The following is a 23,245-nucleotide window of genomic DNA, read 5'->3' as shown; positions in this document are numbered from 1 at the left end:
AGTTTTCCAGAATGGTGGCATCCCCCTGGGAAAGCCACCACCATGCACCGCCCCTTCTTCCCTGCTGAACAGCGCGCCGACCTGCTGCTGCGCCTGCTGATCGCGTTCAGCCTGTTCATCGCCAGTGCGGCCGTCTGGTGGCCGGTCGATGCCCAGGCCGCGCGCCTGAAGGAAGTGGCCGCCGTGCAAGGCGTGCGCTCCAACCAGTTGATCGGCTACGGCCTCGTCGTCGGCCTCGACGGCACCGGCGACCAGACCACCCAGACCCCGTTCACGACGCAGAGCCTCAACGCCATGCTGCAGCAGCTGGGCGTCACGGTGCCGCCCGGCACCAGCGTGCAGTTGCGCAACGTCGCCGCGGTGATGGTCACCGCCTCGCTGCCGCCGTTCGCGCAGCCAGGCCAGCAGATCGACATCAACGTCTCGTCGATGGGCAATGCCAAGAGCCTGCGCGGCGGCACGCTCGTCGTCACGCCGCTGCGCGGTGCCGACGGCCAGATCTACGCGCTGGCGCAGGGCAACCTGATCATCGGCGGCGCCGGCGCCTCGGCCGGCGGCTCCAAGGTCCAGGTCAACACGCTCAACGCTGGCCGGGTGCCCGGCGGCGCCACCGTGGAGCGCGGCGTGCCCACGCCGCTGGCCCAGGGCGATGCGATCCAGCTCGACCTCAACGCCGCCGACTACTCGACCGCGCGTGAAGTGGCGCGCGTGATCAACTCCAAGATGGGCGCGAACACCGCCCAGGCGCTGGACGGCCGCACGGTGCGCGTGCTGATGCCGGCCGACGCGAATGCGCGCGTGGCCTTCCTGGCCGACATCGAGAACCTGCCGATCGACCTGGCCGCGCCGGCTGCGCGCGTGGTCGTCAACGCCCGCACCGGCTCGGTGGTGGTGAACCAGTCCGTCACGCTCAACCCCTGCGCGGTGGCGCACGGCAACCTGTCGGTCACGATCAGCTCGCAGCCGGTCATCAGCCAGCCGGGCCCGCTGTCGAGCGGCCAGACGGTGGTGGCCGAGCGCGCCGACATTGCCATCAAGCAGGACGCCGGCTCGCTGATCCAGTTGCCGGCCGGTACGCAGCTCACCGACGTCGTGAAGGCGCTGAACTCGCTCGGTGCGACGCCGCAGGAACTGCTTGCGATCCTGCAGGCCATCAAGGCGGCGGGCGCGCTGAATGCCGAGCTCGAGGTGATCTGACGTGAAGTCGACCGTCGGCCTCGACGCCAACGCGCTGCGCTCGCTGCAGGCGAACGCGAGCGCCGACCCGCGTGCGGCGATCAAGGAGACGGCCAAGCAGTTCGAGGCGCTGTTCATGCAGCAGCTGATGAAGAGCATGCGCCAGGCCACGATGTCCAGCGGCATGCTCGACAACTCGGGCACCCAGATGGGCACCGAGCTGCTCGACACCCAGTTCGCGCAGAAGCTCACCGGCCTGCCCGGCGGGCTGAGCGCCCAGATCGCGCGGCAGCTCGAGCAGCAGCTCAACGGCAAGGTCGCCGCCGTCACCGCGCCCACGGCGCGGGCCGGCGCTGCCGAGGGCGCGCAGGTGTGGAACCGCCTGCCCGGCGCGTCGCGGGCACAGGACTTCGTGGCGCGCCACAACAGCGCTGCCGAGCAGGCCGAGGCCGAGACCGGCATCCCCGCCGCCTTCATCCTGAGCCAGGCCGCGCACGAATCGGGCTGGGGCCAGCGCGAGATCAAGAACGCGGACGGCAGCAGCAGCCACAATGTGTTCGGCATCAAGGCCGGCGCCAGCTGGAAGGGCGCCGTCACCGAGGTCACCACGACCGAGTACGTGAATGGCCAGCCGCAGAAGGTGAAGGCGAAGTTCCGCGCCTACGCGACGCCGGAAGACGCGTTCCGCGACTACGCCAGCCTCATCAAGAACAGCCCGCGCTACGCCAAGGTGGTGGAGCAGGGGGGCACCGCGCAAGGCTTCGCGGTGAACCTGCAGCGCGCCGGCTACGCCACCGATCCGGCCTATGCCGCGAAGCTCGGTCGCGTCATCAACACCACGCTGCGCCTGCAGCGCACCCTGACCGCGTGAGGAGTAGCCCATGGCCGGCCTGATGTCCCTCGGAACGCGCGCGATGTTCGCGAACTACGCGACGCTGCAGACGATCGGCAACAACATCGCCAATGCCAACACGCCCGGCTACTCGCGCCAGCAGGTCGAGCTCGGCACGGCCGGCGGTCAGTCGACCGGCGCCGGCTTCTTCGGCCAGGGCGTGAGCGTGCAGACCGTGACGCGGGCGAGCGACGCCTTCCTGACGCGCGACGCCGCGATGTCGAAGTCGCAGGCCGCACGCGACGCGGCGCGGCTCGAACAGCTCGAACGCCTGGAGAAGGTGTTCCCGACCGGCGAGTCCGGCCTCGGCTATGCCGCGGGCGACCTGCTGAATGCCTTCGTCGACGTGGCCAACCGCCCGCAGGATGCCTCGGCGCGCCAGGTGGTGCTGGCGCGCGCCGAGGAACTGGCCTCGCGGTTCCGTGCCGCCGACAGCCAGCTCGACGCGCTGCAGAGCGGCGTGACCGAGGACGTGAAGAACTCGGTCACGGTGGTCAATACGCTGGCCAAGCGCGTGGCCGACATCAACCGCCAGATCGCCGCGGCGCAGGGCAGCGGCCATGCGCCGAACGACCTGCTCGACCAGCGCGACCAGCTGATCAGCGAGATCGGCAGCTACGTGCAGGTCACCACCATCGAGGCCGACGACGGCTCGCTCGGGGTCTTCATCGGCGGCGGCCAGCGGCTGGTGCTCGGCAGCAATGCCCAGCAGCTCAAGGTCGTGCCGGACGCCTACGACGCCGCCAAGGTGCGCCTGGCGATCAGCGAGGCCGGCGGCGAGCGCCTGCTGCCCGAGGACTCGCTGGTGGCGGGCAAGCTGCCCGGCCTGCTGGCCTTCCAGAACCAGGATCTGGCCGACGCACGGGCGATGATCGGGCAGCTGGCCAGTGCGATCGCCGGCGCGGTGAACCGCCAGCAGTCGCTCGGCCTGGACCTGGGGCAGCCGGCGGGCAGCGGTGCACCGATGTTCGCGCTCGGTGCACCCGCGGCGCTGCCGGCGTCGACCAATGCGCGCGATGCCGGCGGCAACTTCCTGTCTTCGGTCTCGCTCACCGTGGCCGATCCGAAGCAGTTGCAGGCCAGCGACTACGAACTCCGCACCGACGCCAGCACGCCGGGGCAGTATTTCCTGACCCGGCTCAGCGACGGCGTGACGCGCACCGTCGCCGACGGCGACACCGTCGACGGCTTCACACTCGCCATCGGCACGCCGGCGCCGGGCGCGACCGACCGCTTCCTGCTGCAGCCGGTGAGCCAGGCCGCGCAGGGCATGGCGCGGGTGCTCAACAACCCCAACGGCATCGCCGCGTCGTCGCCGGTGGTCGCGACGGTGGCCTCCGGCAACACCGGCACCGCCACGGTGGGCTCGCTCACCGTCACCAGCACGGCGCTGGACCCGACCCAGACCGCGAACATCAGCTTCACCGATGACAGCGGCAACTACAACTGGGAGCTGCGCGACGCCGGCAACGCGGTGGTCAGCAGCGGCACCGGCACCTGGACCGCGGGGTCGACCATCGCGCTGAACGGCTTCGAACTGACGCTGGCCGGCGTACCGCGCAGCGGCGACGCTGTGCAGGTCGCGCCTACCACCTTCCCGGCCGCGAACAACGGCAACGCGCTGTCGCTGCTGGCCCTGCGCGACGCCGGCATCGTGGGCGAGCAGCTGCTGGCCGGTGGTGTGGTGTCGGCCGGCGAGAGCATCACCAGCGCCTACGCCAGCGCGATGGCCGACATCGGCGTTCGCGTGCAGAGCGCACGCTCGTCGAGCAACATCTCCACCGCCGTCGCGACCAATGCCGAGGCGGCGCGCGCCGGCGTGTCCGGCGTGAACCTCGACGAGGAAGCCGCCCGCCTGATCCAGTTCCAGCAGGCCTACCAGGCCGCTGCCAAGGTCCTGCAGGTGGCGCAGAGCGTGTTCGACACGCTGCTCAGCGTCGCCGCCCGTTGACCGATCGACACGACGAGGATTCCTCCATGCGCGTGAGCACTTCCAGCACCTACGACGCCACCATCGCCAACCTGCAGCGCCGGGCCCAGGAGCTGAGCCGCAGCCAGGAGCAGATGAGCAGCCTGAAGCGCGTCAACCGCGCCAGCGACGACCCGACGGCCGCCGCCCGGGCCGAACGGGCGCTCGCCGTCGAGGCGCGCAGCGCCGCGACGCAGCGGGCCATCGACGCCAGCATGAACGCGGTGAGCCAGACCGAATCGACCCTCGGCGACGCGCTGGGCCTGCTCCAGCAGGCGCGCGACTCGGTGGTCTCGGCCGGCAACGCCAGCTTCAGCGACGCCGAGCGCGCCAACCTCGCGATCAGCCTGCGCCAGATGCGCGCCGAACTGCTGACCATCGCCAACAGCCCCGACGGCGCCGGCAGCTATCTGTTCGCCGGGCAGGGCGCCAGCAACCCGCCGTTCGTCGACACGCCGACCGGCGTGCAGTTCCGCGGCGTGTCGGGCGAGACCGGCGCGCCCTCCACCGAGCCGCTGCCGCTGACGATGGACGGCCGCAGCACCTGGCTGCAGGCCTCCAGCGGCAACGGCGTGTTCGTGACCAGTGCCACCCAGCAGGCGGGCACCGGGTGGATCAACACCGGCAGCGTGATCGATCCGTCGGCTGCGACCGGGGATCCCTACAGCCTGAGCTTCACCGTGGCCGGCGGCGTGACGACCTACACCGTGCTGCGTGACGGCAACCCGACCGCACTGACCGACGTGCCCTACCAGAGCGGGCAGGCGATCGAGATCGACGGCCTGTCGTTCACCGTGACCGGCGCGCCGGCCGACGCCGACCGCTTCGACATCACCCCGTCCTCGGCGTCGCTCAGCATCTTCGATGTGCTCGACCGCGTCGCCACCGAGCTGGAGACGCCCGGGCGCAACAACGGCCAGATCGCGCAGTCGGTGGCCACCGCGCTGCGCGACATCGACGCGTCCAGCGCCAAGCTGACGGCGCAGCGCGCCGTGGCGGGCGAGACGCTGAACCGCATCGACCGCGCCGCCGAGCGCCTGAGCGGGCAGAAGCTCGCCGCGCAGACCGACCGCTCGCAGGCCGAGGATCTCGACATGGTCGAGGCGATTTCCACGTTCCAGAAACAACAGACCGGCTACGAGGCAGCGCTGAAGTCCTATGCTTCGGTACAGAACCTGTCGCTGTTCCAATACCTCAATGTGTGATTCGTCTGCGGAGACCCTTTCGTGAGTGACTCCCTCCTTGGCCAGGTGGCGCTGAGCTACTCCCCGATGATCGACCGGCAGCGCACGGTCAGCGCGACCCGTCTGACGGTGTTCCCGCTGCAGCCCGGCGCCGAACTCGACGCGGCCGGCCTGCTCGAGGAGGTGGCCGGCGTGTGGCCCGAGGGCGGCGGCCAGGTGTCGCTGAACGTCGTCAGCGAGAACCTGCTGACCGGCCTGCTGCAGGCGCAGCCGACGCCGAACGTGATGATCGAGATCCCGGCCTTCATGGCCGGCGACGAGGCGCACACCCAGGCCATCCAGGACCTGCATGCGCGTGGCAGCACCCTGCTCATCAAGGGCCGGCCGCTGCGCGAACTGCCTCGCGAGGTGCTGCCCTGTTTCCGCTACTCGATCGTCGACCTGGCCGACGACCGCCGCGTCGGCGAGACGGCACCGGCCGCCGGCTTCACGCGCAGCATCGGCTACGTGCAGTCGGGCGTGAACACGCTCGTCGACATGGAGGCCTCGTTCGCGCGCGGCGCGGTCGCGGTGCTCGGCTGGCCGATGGACGATGCGATCGCGCACTCGTCGGTCAGCAAGGAAAAGGACCCCAAGGCGGCGACGCCGGACCTGCAGGTGATGGTCGAGCTGATCCACCGGGTCGACCAGCAGGAGCCGATCGAGAAGCTCGAGGACACGCTGCGGCGCGACCCGACGTTGGCCTTCAAGCTGATGCGCTACATCAATTCGCCGGCCTTCGGGCTGAGCGTGGAGATCAGCTCGTTTCGCCACGCCATCATGATGCTGGGCTACAGCCGGCTCAAGCGCTGGCTGGCACTGCTGCTGGCCACCGGCAGCAAGGACGCCAACCTCAAGCCGGTGATGTTCGCCGCCGTGCGCCGGGGCATGCTGATGGAGGAGCTGGTGCGCAACCTCGGCGACGAGGAAATGCGCAACGAGCTCTTCATCTGTGGCGTGTTCTCGTTGCTCGACCGCATGTTCAAGCAGCCGTTCTCCGATCTGCTGAGCACGATCCCGGTGCCCGAGCGGGTGTACCAGGCACTGGCCGACGAGTCCGGGCCCTATGCCCCGTACTGCACGCTGGTGCGCGCGGTCGAGGGCAACGCGCTGGACGCGATCCGCGAGGCCTGCGACGGCCTGTTCACCGATCCGGCCGAGATCAACCGCGGCCTGCTGCGCGCGCTGGCGAAAGCGGCGCAGCTGGACGCCTGAGCGTTCAGCCGTCTCCGGCGGCCACCTTGCCCAGGTAGTTGCCGAAGTCGATCACCCCGCCGGCCGCGGGGACGCGGGCCACGTCCTGCGCCGGCAGCACGTCCTGCACCAGGTCGATCCGCTTCCACTGCGCCAGCGGCGCTTCGCAGGCGGCCTGCGGCACGTACTTCGACGGTGCGATCTTCTGGTGCCGGTGGATGTAGCGCGGGCAGTTGACGAAGATCGACGAGATCGCCAGCCTCACCACCAGCTCTGCCCCCGGGTAGTGGGCCTTCAGCGGGTCGTCGTCGGCGATCGAGGCCTCGCCGTGCACGCGCAGGCGGTGCGGGGTCTCGAAATCGATGAAGAGCAGGCCGATCTTCGCGCTGGTGCGGATGTTGCCGGTGGACAGGAACATGCCGTTGCCGTCGTAGCTCGGGAAGGCCAGCGTCCTGGCGTCGACCACCCGCACGAAGCCCGGGGCGCCGCCCTTGTAGGAGCAGGACGGCTGACCGTCGGCGCCGACCGAGGCGAGGAAGAACATGTCGCGGCTCTCGATGAAGCCGCGCTCGTCGTCCTGCACTTCGTCGTGAATGATCAGTTCGGTGAGGCGGTCCGCCAGCGCGCGGCTGCCGAACCGGTCCTGAAGCTGGCGCTGTGCATCGCCATAGAAATCGCTCATCCGGGGTCTCCTTTGGGGCCGATCGGGCCGTGTGACGCAAGCAAACGCGCTAGGGTAGGGGCGAGCCCGTCCGTTGCGGGCCCAGGATTACCCACAGAACCGCTGCGCCTGCCGGCGCCCGATGGGGCGGTGGCGCGGCCCGCGGTCTAATGTCGCCATGGCCACGCCCACCGTGCCCGCCGGCTGGACCGACACCCACTGCCACCTCGATGCCCCGGAGTTCGATGCCGATCGGACGGCCGTGGTCGAGCGTGCGCGCCATGCCGGGGTGACGCAGATCGTGCTGCCCGCGGTCGCGCCGTTCGACTTCGACACCGTGCGGGAACTGGCGCACCGCCACGGGCTGGCCTATGCGCTCGGCGTCCACCCGATGTACACCGGCCCGCTCGACGACGCGGCGCTCGATGCGCTGCGCGAGGCGCTGGCGGCGCACCGCGACGACCCCCGGCTGGTCGCCGTCGGCGAGATCGGTCTGGATCACTTCGTGCCGGGGCTCGATCGCGCGAAGCAGGAGCACTTCTACGTGCAGCAGCTCGCGATGGCGCGCGAGGCCGGCTTGCCGGTGCTGCTGCACGTGCGCCGCTCGGCCGACAGCCTGCTCAAGCACCTGCGCCGCATGCCGGAGGTCGGTGGCATCGCACACGCGTTCAACGGCAGCGCCCAGCAGGCGCAGTCCTTCGTGGCCCAGGGCTTCAAGCTCGGTTTCGGGGGCGCGATGAGTTTCGAGCGCGCACTGCAGCTACGCCGGCTGGCGACCGAATTGCCGCTGGAGGCCATCGTGCTGGAGACCGATGCGCCCGACATCCCGCCACAGTGGCTGTACCGCACCGCAGCCCAGCGCACTGCCGGCGAGCGCAGCCGCAACGAGCCGGCGGAACTGCCGCGCATCGCCGCCGGGTTGGCCGCCCTGCGAGGCCTGACGCTCGAGGCGCTGGCGCACGCGACCCAGACCAATGCGCGCACGGCCCTGCCGCGCCTGGCCACGCTCGATGCCGTGGAGGCGTCGACATGACCCGACCGCAGGCGCCGGATGCCCTGGCCGCCGGATCGCGGGTCGACGCTGCCACGCTGCCGCCTCTGTCCGGCCTGCCGCCGGTCGTCGGCCCGGCCACGCGCCTGGTGGTGCTGGGCAGTTTCCCCGGCGCGGCCTCGCTGGCCGCACAGCAGTACTACGCGCATCCCCGCAACCACTTCTGGCCGCTGCTGTCAGCGCTGTGGGGCGTGGACCTGCGCGCGCTCGACTACCCGCGGCGGCTGCAGGAGCTCACCGCGCGCGGTCTCGGCCTGTGGGACGTGTACGCCACCTGCCGGCGCGAAGGCAGCCTGGACAGCGCGATCCGCGACGCGCGGCCCAACGACCTGGCCGGCCTGCGCCGGCTTGCGCCGCACTGGCAGGCCGTGGCCCACAACGGTGGGGAGTCGGCGCGGTCGGCGCGCCTCACCGCCGCGCTCGGGCTGGTGGTGCACCGGCTGCCCTCCACCAGCCCCGCCAACGCCAGCTGGTCTTTCGAGCGCAAGCTCGCGGCCTGGCGGGCGGTCTTCGAACAACACGGACTGATCCCTACCTCCTGATGGCGACCTCCCGCAAGCCCAAGTCGCCGACGCTCGCGCCGGCCACGATGTCCGAGTTCGATGGCGTGCGCTACCTGCACCTCGGCACGCCCTGGGTGCAGGGCGCGATGCGCATCGCCAAGCCGCAGAAGATCGAGCTCGAGTACGTGCAGCGGATGATGGCGTGGATGCTGCTTTCGGACCGACTGCACGGCGCCGCGGTCGAGAAGGACCCCGATGGCGAGCCTCCGCATGCGGTGCAGCTGGGCCTGGGGGCGGCGGCCATCACGCGCTTCTGTCACAAGAAGCTGCGCTGGCGCACGACCGCCGTCGAGATCAACCCGAGCGTGATCGGCGTGTGCCGCATGTGGTTCAAGCTGCCGGCCGACGACGCGCGATTGGCAGTGATCGAGGCCGACGCCGGCGCCTACGCGGCCGATGCGGCGCACGCCGGCCAGGCCGATGCGCTGTGCGTCGATCTCTACGACCACGATGCCGCGGCCCCGGTGCTGGACGACGAGGCCTTCTACCGCGGTTGCCGCGCGTTGCTGGCGGAGGGTGGGGTGATGAGCGTCAACCTGTTCGGCCGCGACGTGAGCTTCGATCGCAGCGCGCGGCGCATCGCCGCGGTGTTCGGTGCCGACCGGATCCTGATGCTCAAGCCGACCCGCGAGGGCAACACCATCCTGCTGGCCTGGCGAGGCAGCGATCGGCCGGGGCGTGAAGAACTCGAACGCCGTGCCGCGGCGATCGAGGCAAAGTTCGACCTGCCGGCCCGCAAATGGCTCAAGCTCTTGCAGAATCTGCCCGAACGCCTCCCCACTGCTGCCTGACGAAACCTGCATGACCGCTCGCACTCCCGCTGCCGCGCGCGCGCCGGCCTCCGCTGACACGGCGCTTCCCGCGGCCGACGCGGCGCCGCAAGGGCCGCTGCACTGGCGCCAGCTCGTCACCTGGCTGCTGACCGACGGCGTGATCACGCTGGCCGACGGCAAGCGCGTGGCGCAGCGCTTCGCCGCCGGCGACAGCGCGCAGCACCCGCTGGTGCGGCTGAGCGGCGCCGGGTTGGTGCATGCGACCACCGGCGCGGCGCTCGACGTCGAATCGCTGACCGAGTGGCTGGCCAAGCGTTGCCAGCTGCCTTATGTGCGCATCGACCCGCTGAAGGTCGATGTGGCGCGCGTGGCCGACGTGATGTCGGCCACCTACGCCGAGCGCCGCCGCGCGCTGCCGCTGCAGGTCGGCCCGACCGAGGCGCTGGTGGCGACCTGCGAGCCTTTCGACACCGACTGGCTGCCGCAGATCGAGGCCCACACACGCAAGACCATCAAGCTCGCGCTCGCCAGCCCACTGGAGATCCAGCGCTACACGACCGAGTTCTACACGCTGTCGCGCTCGGTGCGTGCGGCGCAGAAGAGCGGCGATGGCGCCGGGCCGGCCAGCTTCGAGCAACTCGTCGAGCTGGGCAAGAGCAACAAGCAGCTCGACGCCAACGACCAGGGCGTGGTGCAGGTGGTCGACTGGCTGTGGCAGTACGCCTTCGACCAGCGCGCCTCCGACATCCACCTCGAGCCGCGCCGCGAGATGGGGGCGATCCGCTTCCGCATCGACGGCGTGCTGCACACCGTCTACCAGGTGCCGCTGTCGGTGATGGGCGCGATGACGAGCCGCATCAAGCTGCTCGGCCGCATGGACGTGGTCGAGAAGCGACGCCCTCTCGACGGTCGCATCAAGACGCGCCGGCCCGGCCCCGAGGGCACGTCGCGCGATGTGGAAATGCGGCTGTCCACGCTGCCCACGGCGTTCGGCGAGAAGATGGTGATGCGCATCTTCGACCCCGATGCGGCGGTCAAGCCGTTGTCGGGACTGGGTTTCGCGCCGCACGAGGTGCGACTGTGGGAGGAACTCGTCACGCGCTCGCACGGCATCATCCTCGTGACCGGCCCCACTGGTTCGGGCAAGACCACCACGCTCTACTCCACGCTCAAGCGCCTGGCGACCGACGAGGTCAATGTCTGCACCATCGAGGACCCGATCGAGATGATCGAGCCGGCCTTCAACCAGACCCAGGTCCAGCCGGTGCTCGACCTCGGCTTCGCCGAGGGCCTGCGCGCGCTGATGCGGCAGGACCCGGACATCATCATGGTCGGCGAGATCCGCGACCTCGAGACCGCCGAGATGGCGATCCAGGCCGCGCTCACGGGGCACCTGGTGTTCAGCACGCTGCACACCAACGACGCCGCGGCGGCCGTCACGCGGCTCACCGACCTCGGCGTGCCGCCCTACCTGATCGGCGCGACGGTGATCGGCGTGCTGGCGCAGCGCCTGGTGCGCACGCTCTGTCCGTCGTGCAAGCAGCCCGACGACAGTGCCGCCGGCCGCGAGGTGCTCGACGAGGCCATCCGGCCCTGGAAGCTCAACGGCGAGTACCGGCCCTGCAAGCCCGTCGGCTGTCTCGAATGCCGCCACACCGGCTACCGCGGCCGGGCCGGCCTGTACGAACTGCTGGAGCTGAACGACGCACTGCAGTCGAGCATCCATCCTCACTACGACGCCGGAGCCCTGCGCAGGCAGGCGGTGAAGCAGGGCCTGCAGCCGCTGCGACTGGCCGGTGCGATGAAGGTCGCGCAGGGCCTGACCACGATCGACGAGGTGCTGCGCGCCACGCCGCGCTGGGAGGCCTAGACCGACGCTGACATCGCGCCGGGGCTCTCGGACGCTACGTGTAAACCACACAGAGCGTGCCGCCGGGCGCTTCCTAGAATCGGGTTCACAACAGTGCCACAGGGCACGGACCGCGAGGAGGCATCCGGTGAAGATCAAGAGTCAGCGAGATTTCGTGTCCGGCGTGATGTTCGTCGCCATCGGCCTGGGCTTCGCGATCGGCGCGACAACCTACAGCTTCGGCACGTCGGCCAAGCCCGGGCCGGGCTACTTTCCTCTGCTGCTGGGATTGATCCTCGCGCTGCTGGGTGCGGCGGTGCTGTTCAAGGCCTTGACGATCGAGAGCGACGGGGGCGACCCGATCGGGCGCATCGCCTGGAAGCCGCTGCTGCTGATCCTGGGCGCGGTGATCCTGTTCGGCGCGCTGCTGCCGCGGCTGGGCATGGCGATCACGGTGCCGATCCTGATCGTGATCGCCAGCTTCGGCGGGGACGAGTTCCACTGGAAAGGCGTGCTGGCGACCTGCGTGATCCTCACCGTCGGCAGCTACCTGGTGTTCGTGAAGGGCCTGAACCTCACGATCCCGATGTGGCCCACCTTCCTGGGCGGCTGAAGCGAGGCGCACTGTCATGGACCTGCTCAACAACCTCGCGACCGGCTTCGGCGTCGCGCTCTCGTTCCAGAACCTGCTGTACGGTTTCTTCGGCTGCGTGCTCGGCACGCTGATCGGCGTGCTGCCCGGCCTCGGCCCGGTCGCCACCATCGCGATGCTGCTGCCGTCGATCTACGCGCTCGACGCGACGCCGGCGCTGATCATGCTGGCCGGCATCTACTACGGCGCGCAGTACGGCGGCTCGACCACCGCGATCCTGATCAACGTGCCGGGCGAGTCGAGCTCGGTCGTGACCGCGATCGACGGCTACCAGATGGCGCGCCAGGGCCGTGCCGGCGCCGCGCTCGCCACGGCCGGCCTGGGCTCGTTCTTCGCCGGTTGCGTGGGCACCATCATCCTGGCCGCGTTCGCGCCGCCGCTCACCGAGCTGGCCTTCAAGTTCGGCCCGGCCGAGTACTTCTCGCTGATGGTGCTGGGCCTCATCGGCGCGGTCGTGCTGGCCTCGGGGTCGCTGGTGAAGGCCATCTCGATGATCGTGCTGGGCCTGCTGCTGGGCCAGATCAACACCGACGTGATCTCCGGCGTGCCGCGCTACAGCTTCGACATCGCCGAGCTGACCGACGGCATCGGCTTCGTCGCCATCGCGATGGGCGTGTTCGGTTTCGGCGAGATCATCGCCAACCTCGGCCAGCCGCCCGAGCACCGCGAGGTGTTCACCAAGTCGGTGGGCGGTCTGTGGCCGACCAAGGAAGACTTCAAGCTGGCAGCGCCTGCGGTGCTGCGCGGCACGGCGCTCGGTTCGGTGCTCGGCATCCTGCCGGGCGGGGGCGCGCTGCTGGCCTCGTTCGCCGCGTACACGCTGGAGAAGAAGGTCGCGAAGGACGCGCGCAAGTTCGGCAAGGGAGACATCCGCGGCGTCGCGGGTCCGGAGAGCGCCAACAACGCCGGCGCGCAGACCAGCTTCATCCCGATGCTCACGCTCGGCATCCCCCCCAACGCGGTGATGGCGCTGATGGTCGGCGCGATGACCATCAAGGGCATCCAGCCCGGCCCGCAGGTGATGACCAGCAACCCCGAGCTGTTCTGGGGCCTGATCGCCAGCATGTGGATCGGCAACCTGATGCTGGTGGTGCTGAACCTGCCGCTGATCGGCATCTGGATCAAGCTGCTGACGGTGCCCTACCGCTTTCTGTTCCCCGCGATCCTCACGTTCTGCTGCATCGGCCTGTACACGCTGAACAACAATAACTTCGATGTCTACATGGCGGCCGGCTTCGGCCTGATCGGCTACCTGTTCTACAAGCTCAGCTGCGAGCCGGCGCCGCTGCTGCTGGGCTTCATCCTCGGGCCGATGATGGAGGAGAACCTGCGCCGCGCGCTGCTGCTGAGCCGCGGCGACTGGAGCACCTTCGCGACCCGTCCGCTGTCGGCCGCTCTGCTGCTGGCGGCGGTGGCGATGATCGTGGTGGTGATGCTGCCCTCGATCCGCAGCAAGCGCGAAGAAGCCTTCCAGGACGCCGACTGACGCTGCGCCCCGGGGGCTCTCCAAGCCCCCGCATCCGGCTGTGGCAGGACGGTCCGGGCAGCGAGCGGCGAGGCCGCTGCCCATAATCGAACCATGAACCCCTTCGACTACCGGGCGGGCTACGGCAGCCAGCGCCTGCCGCTGTTCGCACGCAACGTCGTCGCCACCTCGCATCCGCTGGCGGCCCAGGCCGGGCTGCGCATGCTGGCGGCTGGCGGCAATGCCGTCGATGCCGCGGTCGCCACCGCCGCGGTCATGACGATCGTCGAGCCCTGCAGCAACGGCCTGGGCTCGGACGCCTTCTGCATCCTCTGGGACGGGCAGGCGCTGCACGGACTCAATGCCTCGGGCCGCGCGCCGCAGGCCTGGACGCCCGAGTACTTCCATCGCAAGTACGGTCGCGACACGATCTCGCCGCCGGCGCGCGGCTGGGACAGCGTGACGGTGCCTGGCGCGGTGGCGTCGTGGCTGGCGTTGAGCGAGCGCTTCGGCAAGCTGCCCTTCGGCGACTTGCTGGCGCCGGCGATCGAGGTGGCCGAGCGCGGCTATGCGGTGCCGGTCGTGGTGGGACAGAAGTGGGCCGCCGCCGCCCAGGTGGAGGCGCTGGTGGCTCAGCCCGGATTCACCGAGGCCTTCCTGCCGCAGGGCCGCGCGCCGCGGGTCGGCGAGTTGTTCAAGCTGCCCGGTGCGGCCCGGGCGCTGCACGCGATCGCCGCGACGCGCGGCGCGGCGTTCTATGGCGGCGAGATCGCGGAGGCGCTGGCGCGGCAGGCACGCGCGCAGGGCGGCGCGCTGACCGTGCAGGACTTCGCCGCCTACCGACCCGAATGGGTCACGCCCATCGCGCAGGCCTACCGCGGTCAGGTGCTGCACGAGATTCCGCCGAACGGGCAGGGCCTCGCGGCGTTGCTCGCGGCCGGCATCCTGGCGCACTTCGATGTCGCCGCACTGCCGGTCGACGGCGTGGCGTCGCAACACCTGCAGATCGAGGCGATGAAGCTCGCCTTCGCAGACGTCTACCGCTACGTGGCCGAGCCCGGCAGCATGGAGGTGAGTGCCGAACAGCTGCTGGCCGACGACTACCTGGCCGTCCGGGCCCGATTGATCGACCCGAAACGCGCCCAGGACTTCGGCGCCGGCAACCCGGTCAAGGGCGGCACCATCTACCTCACCGCAGCCGACGAGACCGGCATGATGGTGAGCTTCATCCAGAGCAACTACATGGGCTTCGGTTCCGGCGTGGTGCTGCCGGACTGGGGCTTGAGCCTGCAGAACCGCGGCCACGCCTTCAGCCTGGACACGCGCAGCCCCAACGTCGTGGCACCGGGCAAGCGGCCCTTCCATACCATCATCCCGGCCTTCCTGAGCGATGCCGACGGCGCGCCGCGCATGAGCTTCGGCGTGATGGGCGCGAACATGCAGCCGCAGGGTCACCTGCAGACGCTGGTGCGCATGGTCGACTACGGCCAGGACCCGCAGGCCGCCTGCGACGCTCCGCGCTGGCGCTACAACGCCGGCCTGGAGATCAACGTCGAGGCCGGCATGGACCTGGCCACGGTGCAGGGCCTGGCGGCGCTGGGTCACCGTATGGAAGTGATCCAGGACAGCTACCAGGACTTCGGCGCCGGGCAGTTCATCTGGCGCCTGGGCGATCCGGCGGTCGAGGGCTACGTCGCCGCGAGCGATCCTCGGCGCGACGGCCAGGCGGTGGGCTGGTAGTGTCGCCACCGCCGTCCGCGGTGCGGCCCGGCCTGCCCTGGGGCGGGCTGGCGCTGGCGATGGCCGGTGCGATCGCCTTCTCCGGCAAGGCCATCGTCGCCAAGCTGCTGTACCGCCACGGCCTCGACGCCGTCACGGTGTTGTTCTTCCGCATGCTGTTCGCGCTGCCGCTGTTCCTGGCGATGGCCTGGTGGGTCAGCCGCGGCAGGCGGCCGCTGACGGCGCACGACAGGCGCATGGTGCTGCTGCTCGGCGTCACCGGCTACTACCTGGCGAGCTTCCTCGACTTCCTGGGCCTGCAGTACATCAGCGCCAGCCTGGAGCGGCTGATCCTCTACCTCAACCCCACGTTGGTGCTGGCCTTCGGCGTGCTGCTGTTCGGCCGGCGCGTGACGCGCCCGCAGGCGCTGGCGATCGGCGTCAGCTACCTCGGCGTGCTGCTGGTGTTCGGCCACGAGGTCGGCTTCCAGGGGCCCGACGTCGTGCTGGGCGCGCTGCTGGTGTTCGCCAGCGCGGTGAGCTATGCGGTCTACCTGGTCTACAGCGGCGAGCTCGTGCAGCGCCTGGGCTCGATGCGGCTGGTGGGCCTGGCGAGCACGGTGGCCTGCGCGCTGTGCATCGCGCAGTTCTTCGTGCTGCGCTCGCCGGCGGTGGCGCTGGCCGTGCCGGAGCCGGCGCTGTGGCTGTCGCTGCTGAACGCCACGGTCTGCACCGTGGCGCCGGTGCTGATGGTGATGATGGCGATCGAGCGCATCGGCCCCACGCTGGCGGCGCAGACCGGCATGGTGGGACCGATGAGCACGCTGCTGATGGGCATCGTGATCCTCGGTGAGCCCTTCACCGCCTGGGTCGCTGCCGGGACCGCGCTGGTGCTGGTGGGCATCTGGCTGCTGGCGCGGGCGCGCTGAACGACAAGGAGCACGACATGGATCTGGGCATCACCGGCAAATGGGCGCTCGTGTGCGCCGCCAGCAAGGGGCTCGGCCTGGGCTGCGCGCAGGCGCTCGCCGCCGAGGGCGCGAACCTGGTGATCACGGCGCGCGGGGCCGAGGCGCTGCAGGCGGCGGCGGCCGCGCTGCGCGCGTCGAACCCGGCCATCGAGGTGCGCGCGGTCGCCGGCGACATCACCACTGCCGAAGGGCGTGCCGCGGCGCTGGCGGCGTGCCCGCAGGTCGACATCCTGGTGAACAACGCGGGCGGTCCGCCGACCGGCGACTTCCGCGACTGGGACCGCGCCGCCTGGATCGCGGCGCTCGACGCCAACATGCTGACGCCGATCGAGTTGATGAAGGCGGTGGTCGATCCGATGATGGCGCGCGGCTTCGGCCGCATCGTCAACATCACGTCGGCGGCGGTGAAGGCGCCGATCGACATCCTGGGCCTGTCCAACGGCGCGCGCTCGGGGCTCACCGGCTTCGTGGCCGGCCTGTCGCGCACGACGGTGGCGCGCAATGTGACGATCAACAACCTGCTGCCCGGCCCGTTCGAGACCGAACGGCTCGCCAGGACGCTGGAGGGTGCCGCGCAGGCCAGCGGCCTGACGACGGCGCAGGTGATGGCGCAGCGTGCGCTGAAGAACCCCGCGGGGCGCTTCGGCACGCCGGCCGAGTTCGGCGCGGCGTGCGCCTTCCTGTGTGGCGCCCAGGCCGGCTACATCACCGGTCAGAACCTGCTGATGGACGGCGGGGCCTACCCCGGCACGTTCTAGGGCCTGCGCAGCACGGGCGCGAGCCCTCCGGTCGCGTCAACGGCCCTAGCGCCGCGAGGCCCAGAGCTGCAGGTCGGCCTCCGAGAGCGGCGGCGCGATCCGCAGGCCCTGCAGTTCCTCGCAACCCAGCTCGCGCAGGAAGCGCTCCTGGGCCTCGGTCTCCACGCCCTCGGCGATGACGGTCATGCCCAGGCTGCGGCCGAGCTGCACGATCGCCTGCACGATGGCCGCGGCGTCGGCGTTCTGCGGCACGTCCTGCACGAAGGATCGATCGATCTTCACCTTGTCGATCGGCAGTTCCTTCAGGTGACCGAGCGACGAGTAGCCGGTGCCGAAGTCGTCGACCGAGATGCGCATGCCCAGCGCCTTGAGCTGCGCCAGCGTGGCCTTCACCTCGTCCAGGTCGTCCATCAGCATGCGCTCGGTGAGCTCGAGCTCCAGCCATGCCCCGTTCACCTGCTCCTGCCGCAGCAGTTCGGCCAGCGAGTCGACGAAGCCGCGCTGCTGGAACTGCATGCTGCTGAGGTTGACCGAGATCGGCAGCTCGAGCCCCTGCGCATGCCAGCGCCGGGCGCAGCGCATCGCCTCGCGCAGCACCCACTGGCCGATCGGCAGCATCAGCCGGCGCTCCTCGGCCACCGGGATGAAGTCATCGGGCAGCAGCAGGCCGCGCTCGGGATGGTGCCAGCGGATCAACGCCTCGACCCCGACCAGCCGGCCGTCGCCGGAGCGCAGCTGCGGCTGGTAGTGGAGCTCGAAGGCCCCGGTCTCCAGCGCCTGCGCCAGCTGGCTCTCGACCACCAGCGCGTCGTAGGCGGCGCTGGCCACCACCGGGTCGAAGAACTGCACGTTGGCGCGACCGCGCGCCTTGGCCATGTACATCGCCGCGTCGGCATGCTGGATCAGCTCGGCCGGCGTGCGGCCATGCTCGGGGAACAGCGAGACGCCGATCGACGGCGACACCGAGATCGACCGGCCCGCGGCCTCGAGCGGCGCCTCGATCACCGCCAGCAGCTTGCCCGCCACCTGCTCCACGACGCTGCGGTCGGTCACGCCCGGGATCAGCACCATGAACTCGTCGCCGCCGAAGCGTGCCACCAGGTCGTCGGCGCGAAGGTTGTCGGTGATGCGCGCCGTCACGGTCTGCAGCAGCAGGTCGCCGACCAGGTGGCCGAGCGAGTCGTTGATGCGCTTGAAGTGGTCGAGGTCGATGAACAGCAGCGCGATCTGCGCGTCCCCGCTGCGGTGCGAGGCCGTGAGTCGCTCGAGCTGCAGGCCGAAGGCGGCGCGGTTGGGCAGCCCGGTCAGCGCGTCGTGGTGCGCGAGGTGGTGGATGCGCGCCTGCGCGGCCACACGCTCGCGGATGTCGCGCACGATCACCAGGCGCAGCCGCTCGCCGTTGCGCATGATCGAGCGCGTGATCAGCTCGACCGGGATGCGTTCTCCGGCGCGGCCGAGCGCGACGCTCTCCCACGCCGCCTCGGCGCCGGTGGCCAGCGCCTGCTGCGCGCGCGGCAGGTGGTCGGGCGCCAGGAACTCCGCGGTCTGCCGGCCGATGACCTCGTCGCGGGTGTAGCCGGTGAGCTCGCAGATCGGCTCGTTGATGTCGATCACCGTGCCGTTGCGGTGGAACAGGATGCCCTCGGCGCTCGCCTGCATGAACTTCGCGAGCCGTTCTTCCGATTCGCGCACGGCGCGCTCGGCCAGCCGGTGCTTGGTGATGTCGGTGACCCGCACGAAGGCGCCCGACAGCTCGCCCTCGTCGTCGAAGTTCGGCAGCACGTCGACCTCGAGCCATTGCGGCCGGCCGGCGGCATCGGTCAGTTCGCGCTCGTAGGACACCTGGGCGCGGGTCTCGACCACCCGCTCGATGTAGGGGCGGATCTGTTGCCAGCCGCGCTCGCCGACGATCTCGGCCGCGGTGCGGCCGAGGATGTTCTCGGGGGTCCAGCCCAGTGCGCTCGCATAGTGGCGGTTCGCGAAGGTGCAGCGGAAGCCCTGCTGTTCGTAGTAGGCGATCAGCGCCGGCACGTTGTCGGCCAGCACTCGCAGCTGCGTGGTCTGCTCGCGCAGCGCGAGCTCGGTGCGCTTGCGCGCGCTCACGTCGTGCAGCGCGCACAGGCAGAGCTCGGTGTCGCGGTTCCATCGTGCATCGCACTCGAGCCAGCCGACCTCGCCGCCAGGCCGGCGGAACTGCAGCTCGAGGCGGAAGCGGTCGGCCGTGTCGAGATGGTCCAGTGCCTTCAGCAGCTCGCGGCGCGACGGCGCGGAGAGCCGGTCGAGCCACGCCTCGCCGTCGGCGGCGGCGTCGCGGTGCCAGCCGGTGCATGCCGCCAGCGGTTCGTTCACGGCCAGCAGGCGCGCGTCGCGGCCGATTGCCATCATCAGCCCCGGGAGCCGATGCCAGTCGTGCGCTTGCGGAAGGGCGACGTCGCGGGAGGTGTGCATGGGAGCGGCTGCTTGCGCGGATCATAGCGAGCCGACCGCGCCACGGATGCGACCAAACGTTCGTCGGACTAGGGGCTGGAGAGGGGCTGTCTAGGGGCCGTCGCGGCGTCCGGGCGTCGATCGTCGCGTCGACACCCCGATGCCGGCCACGATCAGTGCGAACGCCACGCCGTGGTACCACTGCGGCAGCTCGCCCAGCAGCGCGGCCGACAGCAGCGCGGCGAACAGCGGCGTGAGGTTGCCGAAGAAGGCCGCCGCCGCCGGACCGGCCAGCGCGACACCCAAGCCCCAGCAGCGGTAGGCGATCAGCGAGGGGCCGACGGCGACGAACAGCAGCGCGGCCACCACCCAGGCGTTCCATCGGATCGGCGCGCTGCCGAGCGCCTGCTCGCCCGCGGCGGCCGCCGCAGCGCTGATCAGTCCGAACGCCACCTGCACCAGCAGCACCTCGGACCAGGTCCACGGGCGCGGCACCTGCCCCTCGGCCTGCAGCAGCGGCTGCCGCGCGCCGCGCAGATGCTCCGGCGGGCGCGCCAGCATCCAGCTGTAGAACGCCCACGCGACGATTGCCACCAGGATGTAGAGATCTCCGGTGACGAACTGCACGCGCGCCAGCGCCGCCGGGTTGCCGCGCGCGATGACCAGCGCCACGCCGGCCAGCGACAGCGCGGCGCCCGCGAGCTGGCGGCGCTGCGGACGCACGCCATGGAACAGCGCGCCGATCGCGAGCATCCAGACCGGCATGCTGGCGGCGATCAGCGTCACGTTGATCGGCGTGGACGTCTGCAGCGCCAGGTACTGCAGCGCGTTGTAGCTGCCCACGCCCAGCGTGCCGAGCAGCAGCAGGTGCGGCCAGCGCGCCGCCAGTTCGCGCGGCGCGCGGAACACCCGCCAGCCCAGCGGCAGCAGCAACAGCAGGGCCAGCCCCCAGCGCAGCAGGTTCAGCGTCAGCGGCGGCACGCTGCCCACCGCGAGCCGGCCGACCACCGCGTTGCCGGCCCACATGAGGGGCGGCAGGGTCATCAGCAGGGCAACGCGAGGGGTCAGGCCGGTCATCGACGCTCAGAGCCGGCTCGGCGGGTCGGGCGGCATGGCGGCGCCGCAGTTCCAGCACTGCTCGAACGGACCGTCGATGCGCTCGCCGCAGCCCGGGCAGACCCACAGACGCGGCGGGCAGTGCGTCAGCTCGTCGAGCATGACGCCGGCGCGGTCGAACTGCTCCTCGTGCTGGATCCAGACCTCGGGCAGGGCCTGGTCGGGCGGCACCTGGCCGGCGATGCTGCTGGCGAATGCCCGCTGCACCGTGGCCGCGATGCCCGCCTGCCCCAGCAGGTCGGCCCACAGCGTGGCGATGGCGAGGTTGGGGGCAGGTCGAAGTCGGCGCATCGGCAAGGGGTTTGGGAACCCTGGCACGATACCGGAGAACACGAAACCCCCGAGGACTCCCGCATGCCCGCAGCCACCGTCAAAGCCATCCAGGTCCCGCACGCCGGCGGTGCCGACGCGATGCAACTCGTCGACCTGCCGATCGGGGAACCCGGTCCCGGCGAGGTGCGCATCCGCCACCATGCCTGCGGGCTGAACTTCATCGACGTCTACCAGCGCAGCGGCCTGTACGCCTTGCCGATGCCGCTCACGCTGGGCATGGAGGGGGCCGGCGTGATCGAGGCGGTCGGCGCCGGCGTGACGCACCTGCGCGCCGGCGACCGCGCCGCCTACGCCAGCGCGCCGCCGGGAGCCTATTGCGAGGCGCGGGTGATGCCGGCCAAGTGCGTGGTGCAACTGCCCGACGGCATCGACTTCGAGACCGGGGCCGCGATGATGCTCAAGGGCCTGACCGTCCAGTACCTGCTGAAGAAGACGCTGCCGCAGGGCGGCCTGCAGCCGGGCGACAGCGTGCTGTTCCATGCCGCGGCCGGCGGCGTGGGCCTGATCGCCTGCCAGTGGGCGCGCGCGCTGGGCCTGCGCCTGATCGGCACCGCCGGCAGCGACGAGAAGTGCGCGCTGGCCGTGCAGCACGGCGCCGAGCACGCCATCAACTACCGGCGCGAGGATTTCGTCGCGCGCGTGAAGGAGCTCACCGGCGGGCGTGGCGTGAAGGTGGTCTATGACTCGGTGGGCCTCGACACTTTCGAGAAGTCGCTCGATGTGCTGCAGCCCTTCGGCCTGCTGGCGAACTTCGGCAACGCCTCGGGCAAGGCACCGCCGGTGGACCTGGGCGTGCTGGCAGCCAAGGGTTCGCTGTACGTGACCCGACCGACGCTGTTCACCCACATCGCCACGCGCGAGAGCACGCAGGCGATGGCCGACGACCTGTTCGCTGTCGTCGGCAGCGGCGAGGTGAGGATCCCGGTCGAGCGTCGCTATGCGCTGGCCGACGCGGCGCAGGCGCACCGCGACCTGGAGGCCCGCCTGACCACCGGCTGCAGCGTGCTGCTGCCCTGAGCCGGGCGGCTCAGCCGCCCGCGGTGCCGGGCGCGCCGACCGCACTGCGGTAGGCATGCCAGGACGCGTGACCCAGCACCGGCCCGATCACCAGCAGGCCCAGGAACCCCGGCAGCATCGCCAGCACGACCAGCACGACGATCAGCGCCGCCCATGCCAGCATCACGCCGGTCTGCGTCAGCACCAGCCGCAGGCTGACCAGGGCGGCGGTGATCGCGTCGGCCGGCCGGTCGAGCAGCAGCGGGATCGACACCGCACTCACCGCGTAGATGAGCCCGGCGAACACGCTGCCGACCCCGACGTAGGCGGTGATGAAGCCGAGGTTCTGCGGGTCCAGCAGCGCGAGCAGCGAGCCCTTGAAGTCGGGCATGCCGTCGAAGCTGAGCGCGAACACGATCAGCGCGGCGCGTCCCCACAGCATCTCGAGGATCAGCAGGGCCCCGCCGAACAGGGCCATGCTGCCCGGCCGTTCGCGCCAGGCCCACAGCGACGCGGCCAGCGAAGGCCGCTCGCCGCGTTCGAGCGCGCGGCTCGCGTGATAGAGCCCGGTGCACAGGAAGGGGCCGACCAGCAGGAAGCCGGCCGACAGCGCCAGCGTGTAGGCCGGTGCATGGCGGAACACCAGCATCAACAACCAGCCCATCGCCACGAAGCAGCCGCCGTAGAACAGGCCCAGTCCGGGACAGCGGCGGAAGTCGCGCCAGCCGGCCGCCAGCCAGCGCAGCGGGTCGCCGAGGTGCAGTCGGGTCAGCGGCAGGTCGAAGGCGGTCAGCGCGGCGCCGGGCGGCGGACCCAGGTCGGGTGCGGGTCCGAGTGGCGCGGGGTCGTCGGAGGTCATGCGCGCAGCGTAGACGCTGCGCGGCCCGCGGTCCTAGCGGGTAGACACCGAGCACAAGGTCGGTGGCAGCGGCGCGGCTGGCCCCGCGGCCGCCCGGTCGTCAGCCGCGTCGCACGCGCCGCAGTTCGTCGAGGATCAGCAGCGCGGCGCCCACGGTGATGGCGCTGTCGGCGATGTTGAAGGCCGGGAAATGCCAGCCGGCCCAGTGGACGTCGAGGAAGTCGACCACGTAGCCGTGCAGCAGCCGGTCGATCACGTTGCCGATGGCCCCGCCGAGGATCAGCGACAGTGCCCAGGCGAACAGGCGCTGGTGCCCCTGGCTGCGCAGCATCCAGACGATGAAGCCGGCCGCCACCAGGCCCAGGCCGACGAAGAACCAGCGCTGCCAGCCCGAGGCGCCGGCCAGGAAGCTGAACGCCGCGCCGGTGTTGTGCACGCGCACGATGTTGAAGAAGCCCGTCACGTGGCGTGCATCGCCGTACTGGAAGTGGCCGAGGATCAGCGTCTTGGTGAGCTGGTCCAGCACGATCACGATCAGTGCGACGCCCAGCCAGGTGAGCAGGCCGCCGCGGCCGAGGGTCGTTGTCCTGGCCATGGC

The 23,245-nt window shown here is 70.8% G+C and carries 21 protein-coding genes; 15 read left to right on the top strand and 6 right to left on the bottom strand.

Going from position 1 to position 23,245, the window contains the following annotated elements; genetic code table 11:
* Positions 1-42: 42 nt before the first annotated feature.
* From MPE_RS15475 to MPE_RS15455, 5 genes are read left to right on the top strand one after another with little or no spacing between them, the layout of a single operon-like run.
* On the top strand, positions 43-1,197 hold the full coding sequence (locus MPE_RS15475) for a flagellar basal body P-ring protein FlgI (protein WP_011830642.1): 1,155 nt from the start codon (positions 43-45) through the stop codon (positions 1,195-1,197).
* A gap of 1 nt (position 1,198) precedes the next feature.
* Complete coding sequence (gene flgJ / locus MPE_RS15470) at positions 1,199-2,047, top strand: flagellar assembly peptidoglycan hydrolase FlgJ (protein WP_011830641.1); 849 nt, start codon at positions 1,199-1,201, stop codon at positions 2,045-2,047.
* A gap of 10 nt (positions 2,048-2,057) precedes the next feature.
* A complete protein-coding gene (gene flgK, locus MPE_RS15465; protein ID WP_011830640.1) occupies positions 2,058-4,019 on the top strand; it encodes a flagellar hook-associated protein FlgK in 1,962 nt (653 codons plus the stop codon).
* A gap of 26 nt (positions 4,020-4,045) precedes the next feature.
* A complete protein-coding gene (flgL, locus tag MPE_RS15460; protein WP_011830639.1) occupies positions 4,046-5,242 on the top strand; it encodes a flagellar hook-associated protein FlgL in 1,197 nt (398 codons plus the stop codon).
* A gap of 21 nt (positions 5,243-5,263) precedes the next feature.
* Complete coding sequence (locus MPE_RS15455; protein ID WP_011830638.1) at positions 5,264-6,475, top strand: EAL and HDOD domain-containing protein; 1,212 nt, start codon at positions 5,264-5,266, stop codon at positions 6,473-6,475.
* A 4-nt stretch (positions 6,476-6,479) separates the two neighbouring features.
* Here MPE_RS15455 and MPE_RS15450 read toward each other — a convergent pair whose 3' ends face one another.
* A complete protein-coding gene (locus MPE_RS15450; RefSeq protein WP_011830637.1) occupies positions 6,480-7,136 on the bottom strand; it encodes a pyridoxamine 5'-phosphate oxidase family protein in 657 nt (218 codons plus the stop codon).
* Between the two features lie 157 nt (positions 7,137-7,293).
* Between MPE_RS15450 and MPE_RS15445 the strand changes: the two genes are divergently transcribed.
* The 9 genes from MPE_RS15445 to MPE_RS15405 all read left to right on the top strand — a co-directional run bounded on the left by MPE_RS15445 (position 7,294) and on the right by MPE_RS15405 (position 16,916).
* Positions 7,294-8,148, top strand: coding sequence for a TatD family hydrolase (locus tag MPE_RS15445; RefSeq protein WP_011830636.1), 855 nt, complete (start codon positions 7,294-7,296; stop codon positions 8,146-8,148).
* Positions 8,145-8,708: a DNA-deoxyinosine glycosylase gene (locus MPE_RS15440; RefSeq protein WP_083767990.1), complete on the top strand. Its 564-nt coding sequence runs from the start codon at positions 8,145-8,147 to the stop codon at positions 8,706-8,708. Before MPE_RS15445 ends, MPE_RS15440 begins: the two co-directional genes overlap by 4 nt.
* Positions 8,708-9,520 carry a spermine/spermidine synthase domain-containing protein gene (locus tag MPE_RS15435; RefSeq protein ID WP_041929718.1) on the top strand — a complete coding sequence of 271 codons (813 nt, stop codon included), beginning with the start codon at positions 8,708-8,710 and terminating at the stop codon, positions 9,518-9,520. Before MPE_RS15440 ends, MPE_RS15435 begins: the two co-directional genes overlap by 1 nt.
* A 10-nt stretch (positions 9,521-9,530) precedes the next feature.
* Entirely contained in the window at positions 9,531-11,372 is a 1,842-nt protein-coding gene (locus tag MPE_RS15430) for a GspE/PulE family protein (RefSeq protein ID WP_011830634.1), read from the top strand.
* A gap of 127 nt (positions 11,373-11,499) precedes the next feature.
* Positions 11,500-11,964, top strand: coding sequence for a tripartite tricarboxylate transporter TctB family protein (locus MPE_RS15425; RefSeq protein WP_011830633.1), 465 nt, complete (start codon positions 11,500-11,502; stop codon positions 11,962-11,964).
* 16 nt (positions 11,965-11,980) lie between these two features.
* A complete protein-coding gene (locus MPE_RS15420) occupies positions 11,981-13,489 on the top strand; it encodes a tripartite tricarboxylate transporter permease (RefSeq protein ID WP_011830632.1) in 1,509 nt (502 codons plus the stop codon).
* Between the two features lie 93 nt (positions 13,490-13,582).
* Positions 13,583-15,208 (top strand): gamma-glutamyltransferase family protein, encoded by a 1,626-nt coding sequence (locus MPE_RS15415; RefSeq protein WP_011830631.1) that lies wholly within the window; start codon positions 13,583-13,585, stop codon positions 15,206-15,208.
* Complete coding sequence (locus tag MPE_RS15410) at positions 15,208-16,116, top strand: DMT family transporter (protein WP_011830630.1); 909 nt, start codon at positions 15,208-15,210, stop codon at positions 16,114-16,116. The genes MPE_RS15415 and MPE_RS15410 overlap by 1 nt, the downstream gene beginning before the upstream one ends.
* A 17-nt stretch (positions 16,117-16,133) precedes the next feature.
* On the top strand, positions 16,134-16,916 hold the full coding sequence (locus MPE_RS15405; RefSeq protein WP_011830629.1) for an SDR family oxidoreductase: 783 nt from the start codon (positions 16,134-16,136) through the stop codon (positions 16,914-16,916).
* Positions 16,917-16,961: 45 nt separating this feature from the next.
* On the opposite strand, the gene MPE_RS15400 is transcribed toward MPE_RS15405, so the two are convergent.
* From MPE_RS15400 to MPE_RS15390, 3 genes are all read right to left on the bottom strand, one after another.
* The gene (locus MPE_RS15400; protein WP_148210967.1) at positions 16,962-19,364 is read right to left on the bottom strand and encodes a sensor domain-containing protein; all 2,403 of its coding nucleotides are present in this window, start codon (positions 19,362-19,364) and stop codon (positions 16,962-16,964) included.
* A 90-nt stretch (positions 19,365-19,454) separates the two neighbouring features.
* Complete coding sequence (locus tag MPE_RS15395; RefSeq protein ID WP_011830627.1) at positions 19,455-20,420, bottom strand: DMT family transporter; 966 nt, start codon at positions 20,418-20,420, stop codon at positions 19,455-19,457.
* 6 nt (positions 20,421-20,426) lie between these two features.
* Positions 20,427-20,750, bottom strand: coding sequence for a putative signal transducing protein (locus tag MPE_RS15390; protein ID WP_011830626.1), 324 nt, complete (start codon positions 20,748-20,750; stop codon positions 20,427-20,429).
* Positions 20,751-20,813: 63 nt separating this feature from the next.
* On the opposite strand from MPE_RS15390, the gene MPE_RS15385 reads away from it, so the two are divergent.
* A complete protein-coding gene (locus MPE_RS15385; protein WP_011830625.1) occupies positions 20,814-21,809 on the top strand; it encodes a quinone oxidoreductase family protein in 996 nt (331 codons plus the stop codon).
* A gap of 10 nt (positions 21,810-21,819) precedes the next feature.
* On the opposite strand, the gene MPE_RS15380 is transcribed toward MPE_RS15385, so the two are convergent.
* Both MPE_RS15380 and lspA read right to left on the bottom strand, forming a co-directional pair.
* Positions 21,820-22,647, bottom strand: coding sequence for a DUF2189 domain-containing protein (locus MPE_RS15380; RefSeq protein ID WP_011830624.1), 828 nt, complete (start codon positions 22,645-22,647; stop codon positions 21,820-21,822).
* Between the two features lie 100 nt (positions 22,648-22,747).
* Positions 22,748-23,242 (bottom strand): signal peptidase II, encoded by a 495-nt coding sequence (lspA, locus tag MPE_RS15375; RefSeq protein WP_011830623.1) that lies wholly within the window; start codon positions 23,240-23,242, stop codon positions 22,748-22,750.
* Positions 23,243-23,245 lie beyond the last annotated feature (3 nt).

This window comes from Methylibium petroleiphilum PM1 (assembly GCF_000015725.1).
Lineage (GTDB): Bacteria > Pseudomonadota > Gammaproteobacteria > Burkholderiales > Burkholderiaceae_C > Methylibium > Methylibium petroleiphilum.
This window is presented reverse-complemented; position numbering and strand designations above follow the sequence as displayed.

Bases quoted from the DNA above. Each gene is read 5' to 3' on its own strand.
- MPE_RS15475 (WP_011830642.1), top strand. From the start codon at position 43: ATGCACCGCCCCTTCTTCCCTGCTGAACAGCGCGCCGACCTGCTGCTG.
- flgK (WP_011830640.1), top strand. From the start codon at position 2,058: ATGGCCGGCCTGATGTCCCTCGGAACGCGCGCGATGTTCGCGAACTAC.
- flgL (WP_011830639.1), top strand. From the start codon at position 4,046: ATGCGCGTGAGCACTTCCAGCACCTACGACGCCACCATCGCCAACCTG.
- MPE_RS15450 (WP_011830637.1), bottom strand. From the start codon at position 7,136: ATGAGCGATTTCTATGGCGATGCACAGCGCCAGCTTCAGGACCGGTTC.
- MPE_RS15445 (WP_011830636.1), top strand. From the start codon at position 7,294: ATGGCCACGCCCACCGTGCCCGCCGGCTGGACCGACACCCACTGCCAC.
- MPE_RS15440 (WP_083767990.1), top strand. From the start codon at position 8,145: ATGACCCGACCGCAGGCGCCGGATGCCCTGGCCGCCGGATCGCGGGTC.
- MPE_RS15435 (WP_041929718.1), top strand. From the start codon at position 8,708: ATGGCGACCTCCCGCAAGCCCAAGTCGCCGACGCTCGCGCCGGCCACG.
- MPE_RS15430 (WP_011830634.1), top strand. From the start codon at position 9,531: ATGACCGCTCGCACTCCCGCTGCCGCGCGCGCGCCGGCCTCCGCTGAC.
- MPE_RS15420 (WP_011830632.1), top strand. From the start codon at position 11,981: ATGGACCTGCTCAACAACCTCGCGACCGGCTTCGGCGTCGCGCTCTCG.
- MPE_RS15415 (WP_011830631.1), top strand. From the start codon at position 13,583: ATGAACCCCTTCGACTACCGGGCGGGCTACGGCAGCCAGCGCCTGCCG.
- MPE_RS15405 (WP_011830629.1), top strand. From the start codon at position 16,134: ATGGATCTGGGCATCACCGGCAAATGGGCGCTCGTGTGCGCCGCCAGC.
- MPE_RS15400 (WP_148210967.1), bottom strand. From the start codon at position 19,364: ATGCACACCTCCCGCGACGTCGCCCTTCCGCAAGCGCACGACTGGCAT.
- MPE_RS15395 (WP_011830627.1), bottom strand. From the start codon at position 20,420: ATGACCGGCCTGACCCCTCGCGTTGCCCTGCTGATGACCCTGCCGCCC.
- MPE_RS15390 (WP_011830626.1), bottom strand. From the start codon at position 20,750: ATGCGCCGACTTCGACCTGCCCCCAACCTCGCCATCGCCACGCTGTGG.
- MPE_RS15385 (WP_011830625.1), top strand. From the start codon at position 20,814: ATGCCCGCAGCCACCGTCAAAGCCATCCAGGTCCCGCACGCCGGCGGT.
- MPE_RS15380 (WP_011830624.1), bottom strand. From the start codon at position 22,647: ATGACCTCCGACGACCCCGCGCCACTCGGACCCGCACCCGACCTGGGT.
- lspA (WP_011830623.1), bottom strand. From the start codon at position 23,242: ATGGCCAGGACAACGACCCTCGGCCGCGGCGGCCTGCTCACCTGGCTG.